Annotated in this window: 3 protein-coding genes and 1 pseudogene; all 4 read left to right on the top strand. The window is 67.6% G+C overall.

Annotated elements, in window-relative coordinates; genetic code table 11:
* A pseudogene (locus HNQ71_RS34755) lies at positions 1 to 1,045 on the top strand (hypothetical protein); the annotation flags it as partial.
* Positions 1,046 to 2,351: 1,306 nt separating this feature from the next.
* Entirely contained in the window at positions 2,352 to 2,531 is a 180-nt protein-coding gene (locus HNQ71_RS34750) for a hypothetical protein (protein ID WP_246461232.1), read from the top strand.
* Between the two features lie 622 nt (positions 2,532 to 3,153).
* The gene (locus HNQ71_RS06855) at positions 3,154 to 4,146 is read left to right on the top strand and encodes a DUF4347 domain-containing protein (protein WP_184871763.1); all 993 of its coding nucleotides are present in this window, start codon (positions 3,154 to 3,156) and stop codon (positions 4,144 to 4,146) included.
* A gap of 3 nt (positions 4,147 to 4,149) precedes the next feature.
* Positions 4,150 to 7,035, top strand: a 2,886-nt coding sequence (locus tag HNQ71_RS34615) for a DUF4347 domain-containing protein (RefSeq protein ID WP_343068112.1), incomplete at its 3' end; no start/stop codon positions are given.

Below are 7,035 nucleotides of genomic sequence, written 5' to 3'. Positions count from 1 at the left end.
CGACTGGCTCGACGGGTGCCACTGGCTCGACCGGAGCAACGGGAGCCACAGGCGCAACTGGAGCAACCGGCTCGACCGGAGCCACCGGCGCGACTGGCTCGACTGGAGCCACTGGCTCGACTGGTTCGACCGGAGCAACTGGCTCGACAGGTGCAACTGGCGCAACCGGCTCGACCGGAGCCACCGGCTCGACGGGTGCGACTGGCTCGACTGGAGCGACAGGCTCGACGGGTGCCACTGGCTCGACCGGAGCAACGGGAGCCACAGGCGCAACTGGAGCGACTGGCTCGACTGGAGCGACAGGCTCGACGGGTGCCACTGGCTCGACCGGAGCAACGGGAGCCACAGGCGCAACTGGAGCGACTGGCTCGACTGGAGCGACAGGCTCGACTGGTGCCACTGGCTCGACCGGAGCAACGGGAGCCACAGGTGCAACTGGCGCCACCGGTTCGACCGGAGCGACGGGCTCGACTGGAGCGACAGGCTCGACGGGTGCCACGGGATCGACCGGAGCAACGGGAGCCACAGGCGCAACCGGAGCAACCGGCTCGACTGGCGCCACCGGTTCGACCGGAGCGACAGGCTCGACAGGTGCCACTGGCTCGACCGGAGCAACGGGAGCCACAGGCGCAACCGGAGCAACCGGCTCGACCGGAGCCACCGGTTCGACGGGTGCCACCGGCTCGACCGGAGCGACGGGCTCGACTGGTGCGACTGGCTCGACCGGCGCCACTGGCTCGACCGGAGCCACCGGCTCGACTGGTTCGACCGGCGCAACCGGCTCGACCGGAGCAACCGGCTCGACAGGTGCAACTGGCTCGACAGGTGCAACCGGCGCAACCGGCTCGACCGGAGCCACCGGTTCGACTGGTGCGACTGGCTCGACTGGTTCGACCGGCGCAACTGGCTCGACCGGAGCAACTGGCTCGACTGGTGCAACTGGCGCAACTGGCGCAACCGGCTCGACCGGAGCCACCGGCTCGACTGGTGCGACCGGCGACACTGGAGCAACAGGAGCCACAGGTGCAACCGGCGCGACTGGTGATACCGGAGCGACTGGAGCCACGGGCGCGACCGGCGATACCGGAGCAACTGGAGCCACGGGTGCGACTGGCGATACCGGAGCCACGGGTGCGACCGGCGCCACCGGTGACACCGGAGCGACTGGCTCGACCGGAGCAACTGGAGCCACGGGTGCGACCGGCGATACCGGAGCGACTGGTTCGACTGGCGCCACCGGCGATACCGGAGCAACTGGAGCCACGGGTGCGACCGGCGATACCGGAGCGACTGGCGCCACCGGCGATACCGGAGCGACTGGAGCCACGGGTGCGACCGGCGATACCGGAGCGACGGGTTCGACTGGCGCCACGGGTGACACCGGAGCGACTGGGGCAACTGGAGCCACGGGTGATACCGGAGCAACTGGAGCCACGGGTGCGACCGGCGACACCGGAGCCACGGGTGCGACCGGTGATACCGGAGCGACCGGTTCGACTGGCGCCAGCGGCGACACTGGTGCAACTGGAGCCACGGGTGCGACCGGTGACACCGGAGCAACTGGAGCCACGGGTGCGACCGGCGATACCGGAGGGACCGGTTCGACTGGCGCCACCGGCGACACCGGAGCGACTGGAGCCACGGGTGCGACCGGCGATACCGGAGCGACTGGGGCAACTGGAGCCAAGGGTGATACCGGAGCAACTGGAGCCACGGGTGCGACCGGCGATACCGGAGCGACCGGTTCGACTGGCGCCACCGGCGATCCCGGAGCGACTGGGGCAACTGGAGCCACGGGTGATACCGGAGCAACTGGAGCCACGGGTGCGACCGGCGATACCGGAGCGACCGGTTCGACTGGCGCCACCGGTGACACAGGAGCGACAGGCTCAACCGGGGCCACTGGTGCGACCGGCGATACCGGAGCGACCGGTTCGACCGGAGCGACTGGCGACACTGGCGCAACTGGCTCTACCGGAGCCACCGGTTCGACCGGTGCTACTGGTTCGACAGGTGCGACCGGAGCCACAGGTGCGGCCGGTGCGACAGGTGCGACCGGAGCCACGGGCTCGGGCGGCGGTGACACCGGTGACCACGAGCATGGCAATAACGGCTTTGGCAATGGAGATCAGGATGCACCTGGTAATTCCGGGAACCATAACAATGGCGAAAACGGCCCCGGACACGGTAACTCCGGCGTTAGCAACGGTGGTCACAACGCCAAGGTCACGTCCCACTCGCTGGGCCTCAAGGACGCGGGAAAATTCCTGCAGTCGGGCTCGACACATGGCAACAGTGATCACGGCAGCCATGCGTCGTTCCGCAACCTGATCGGCCTGGCGTCCACATCGGTGTCGACAGACCTGCTCAATGTCCTCAAGACGATGAGCGGATTTGGCCAGAACCATAACAAGCCGTCGGGGGCGAGCTCGGATCTCACCTCGGACCAGACCAAGCATGGCGCCGGCTACGCCAGCGACGATCACTCCATCAAGACGACCCTGAAGGATCTCTTGAAGCCGCATGAGTGAGGAATGTTAATGGACCACGTCCGGAGACTGGTCCAGGTTTGAAAAAGGGGCGCGCGGACTTCGCTGGAAGTTCGCGCGTTTCCACTTCTTGCCGGATCGTGCGGCATCGTCTTGCGGAAAACCGTGCTTGACTTGTCCTCCGCCGGCCGTCTCTGGCCTCCAGCGAGGGCAGTGGTTGGCCGGGGGATGCGATTATTTTAGTAAGTCGGCGCAAACGGAAATGAAGTCGCCAAGGCTTCGATTTTCAAAAAGAATTTGCGCGGCTTCGGCTCTTCGATATTGGCCAAATTCGGCCGTCATGCTCTTGGCCGTTCACGAATTCCCCACTTAATAGTTTACAAATCCCTAATTTTCGAATTTACTAATGCACAGCACGGGGTGTGCTCGCAGGTCACACGGTCGGGTTGCCGAAGTCCTGCGAAGTTGTTTGGGGAAGGATCTGGGGGTCGTAAAGCCACATCGCGGACGATGAAGAAGGCGCGTTCTTTGAGCGCGCCTTGAAAGCCGCGTCACGTGCCCGTCGTCAGAGGCGGACAGGTTTCCCGTTCCAGAGTTCCCTCGCGTTTGGACGCCGATCCGTCGGCGTGACCGGTGGCGGGAGTGTGTCGTGGGTGGGGTGAGATTGCGTGCGAATTGGGCCCGGCGCGGATCGTTTTCCGGCGTCGATAGGTCCGCGACCCGACAGCGGCGACGGACCGCCGCGGCCGGCGGCTGGCAGCCCGGCCGCCCCTGTTCCGCCCTCCATGAAAACCTCAGCATCGCGCGACCTGCCCGCGCGCCGGGCGTCGCCGGCGGATGCTCTCAGCTTGAACCCAATTGGAACCAACGGGATCTCGCCTCGGCCAGCGCCACCGAACTCGTTTTTGTCGATCCCTCGGTAACCGATCCAGACACGATCCTCGGCAATTTGAGGCCACGGGTCGAGGTGATCGTGCTCGATTCCAAATCCCCGGCCGCGCGCCAGATGGCACGGGGGCTCGAAGCTCGTGACGGCCTCGACGCCGTGCACGTGATCGCGCACGGCGCGCCCGGGCGGGTGTGCTTCGCGGCCGGCGATTGGTCGGCGCGCACGCTGCAGCGCGATGAGGCCGATCTCGCCACGATCGGCCAGGCATTGGGTGGCTCCGGCGAGCTGCTTCTGTGGAGCTGTAACGCGGGCGCCGGCGCTGCCGGAACCGCTTTTGTCGATGCGCTGGCGCACGCGGCGGGGGCGCCGGTTGCGGCCGCCACCGACCTGGTTGGGTCGCCGACGCTCGGCGGACGATGGAAACTGACAAGGAACACCGCGGCGCGGCCGCCGCTGACGGAGGAGGGTATCATGGGCTACGCAGCAGTGCTTGCCGCGATCGAGATCACGGTCTCCGGTTTGATCCCAACCGGCATGACGGGCGGCTCGACGACCTACTTCGTGGTCGACAGGGACCACGGCACGATCGTTGGCAACCTCAATCTGCCGAACATGGCGAACAACGCCTTCCGGATCGCCGTCAGGGTGCCGGGCGGAGCGACGAGCCTCGACGTCGGCGTCTTCGACGGAAGCGGCAAGTTCACCTCGGCTGGTTTCACCGTGGATGTGCCCGCGCCTCCGTCCGGCGCTGTCGGGCCGAAGGGGTGAGCCATGCTGAAGGACCTCACCTCGGAACCCTTCCATAGCCCCGCCGCCACGCGGGGCCTTTACGCATCAACGCAGCAGGTTTCGCCCGCACACGCTCAGAGCGGGCGAGCCATGACGTTCGAGCCCGAAGTCCTGTTCATCGATCCTGCCGTCACCGACATACCCGCCATCCTTGCCGGGCTGCGGGCCGGCGTGCAGCCGGTGCTCCTCGACGCGGCGCGGCCGGCGGCCGCACAGATGGCGGCGGCGCTGGCCGGCCGCCAAGGCCTTGCGGCAGTGCACATCATCGCCCACGGCGCGCCTGGGCGCGTCGCCTTCGCGGCCGGCGAATGGTCGCGCGAAACGCTGGCGCGCGACGCCGGCGACCTGGCCGCGATTGGCCGGACCCTGGCCGAGGACGGCGACCTGCGGCTGTGGAGCTGCGAGACCGGCAGGGGTAGCGCCGGCGAGGCGTTCGTCGAGGCGCTCGAGGACGCTACCGGGGTGTATGTCGGCGCCGCCAGGGCTTTGGTCGGCGCGTCCGCCCTGGGTGGACAATGGCAGCTGGCGGGCGGGCAAGCGGCGCCGCTGACGACGGTGGGGGTCGCGAGCTATCCGGGCATCTTGAGCGTGGAAGTTACCCTTAATGGGACGCTTGATACAGCCGCGAATGTTCCAGGTTCTGTTTTTGCTGTTCAATACTATGTCACAACTTCTACTGGTGTTATTGTTGCCAGTTTCTCGCTTCCTTCTGAGGCTATTTCACCCTTTACGTCAGTTGCAATTATATTAAACGTTCCATCCACTGGAGTGGCGACCACATATACAATTACTGCGCTCGTTCCAGATAACAGTAATAATAATCAGAATTTTAACCAAGTTGCGGCAGGAACCTTTACAGTTCCGGCTTCTGGCGTTGGTGCGGTTTCGGTTGCTAGCGCGGACGCCAGCACCACCAACGGTGTCTTTGCTGTAACCCCTTCATCGGCAGGAACGAACATTGGCCCGACCGGCGCCACAGGTTCGACCGGCGCGACGGGTGCGGGCGCGACTGGTCCGACCGGCGCTACGGGATCGACCGGCGCTGCAGGTGCGACGGGCGCGACTGGCGCCACAGGTTCGACCGGCGCCACAGGCGCGACGGGTGCGGGCGCGACCGGTCCGACCGGCGCTACAGGATCGACTGGCGCTACAGGTGCGACCGGCGCCACAGGCGCATCGGGCGGGACTGGCGCCACGGGTTCGACCGGCGCCACAGGAGCAACAGGCGCCACAGGTTCGACTGGAGCCACAGGTGCGTCGGGCGCGACTGGCGCCACAGGTTCGACCGGCGCCACAGGCGCGACGGGTGCGACTGGTGCGACCGGCGCTGCGGGTTCAACCGGCGCCACAGGCGATACGGGTGCCACTGGCTCGACCGGTGCAACTGGAGCCACAGGTGCGACCGGCGATACCGGCGCATCGGGTTCAACCGGTGCAACTGGAGCCACAGGTGCGACCGGCGATACGGGCGCCGCGGGTTCGACTGGCGCAACTGGAGCCACGGGTGCGACCGGCGATACGGGCGCCGCGGGTTCGACTGGCGCAACTGGAGCCACAGGTGCCACTGGCGATACGGGCGCCGCGGGTTCGACTGGCGCAACCGGAGCCACGGGTGCGACCGGCGATACTGGCGCCGCGGGTTCGACTGGCGCAACTGGAGCCACGGGTGCGACTGGCGATACAGGCGCCGCGGGTTCGACTGGCGCAACCGGAGCCACGGGTGCGACTGGCGATACGGGCGCAATTGGCTCGACTGGCGCAACCGGCGATACCGGAGCAACTGGTTCGACCGGTGCAACCGGAGCCACAGGTGCGACTGGCGACACGGGCGCCGTGGGTTCGACTGGCGCAACCGGAGCCACAGGTGCGACCGGCGATACGGGCGCCGCGGGTTCGACTGGCGCAACTGGAGCCACGGGTGCGACCGGCGATACGGGCGCCGGGGGTTCGACTGGCGCAACCGGAGCCACGGGTGCGACCGGCGACACGGGCGCCGCGGGTTCGACTGGCGCAACCGGAGCCACAGGTGCGACCGGCGATACGGGCGCCGCGGGTTCGACTGGCGCAACCGGAGCCACGGGTGCGACCGGCGATACGGGCGCCGCGGGTTCGACTGGCGCAACCGGAGCCACGGGTGCGACCGGCGATACCGGCGCCGCGGGTTCCACTGGAGCGACCGGTGATACCGGTGCAACTGGAGCCACGGGTGATACGGGCTCTACTGGCGCAACGGGTTCGACAGGTGCGACCGGCGATACCGGTGCAACTGGAGCCACAGGTGCGACCGGCGATACGGGTGCCACGGGCTCTACTGGCGCGACTGGTGATACGGGCGCTACGGGTTCGACAGGCGCCACTGGCGATACTGGAACCACAGGTTCGACTGGAGCAACCGGAGCCACAGGTGCGACCGGCGATACGGGCGCCACGGGTTCAACCGGAGCAACCGGCGATACTGGAGCGACGGGCTCGACCGGTGATACAGGTTCGACTGGGCCAACTGGAGCCACAGGTGCGACCGGCGATACCGGCGCGACGGGCTCTACTGGCGCGACTGGTGATACCGGCGCAACAGGTTCGACTGGCGCAACCGGCGATACCGGAGCCACGGGCTCTACCGGAGCCACAGGTGCGACTGGTGATACCGGCGGCACGGGTTCGACAGGCGCCACGGGTTCCACTGGCGCGACCGGCGATACCGGTGCAACCGGAGCCACAGGTGCGACTGGCGATACCGGCGCCACGGGTTCGACTGGCGCAACTGGAGCCACGGGTGCGACCGGCGATACGGGCGCCGCGGGTTCGACTGGCGCAACCGGAGCCACGGGTGCGACCGGCGATACGGGCGCCGCGGGTTCGACTGGCGCC

Origin of the sequence: Mesorhizobium sangaii (assembly GCF_014207355.1) — a bacterium.
Lineage (GTDB): Bacteria > Pseudomonadota > Alphaproteobacteria > Rhizobiales > Rhizobiaceae > Mesorhizobium > Mesorhizobium sangaii.
Note: the sequence above shows the minus strand (reverse complement) of the source record. Positions and strands in the feature narration are given on the sequence as shown.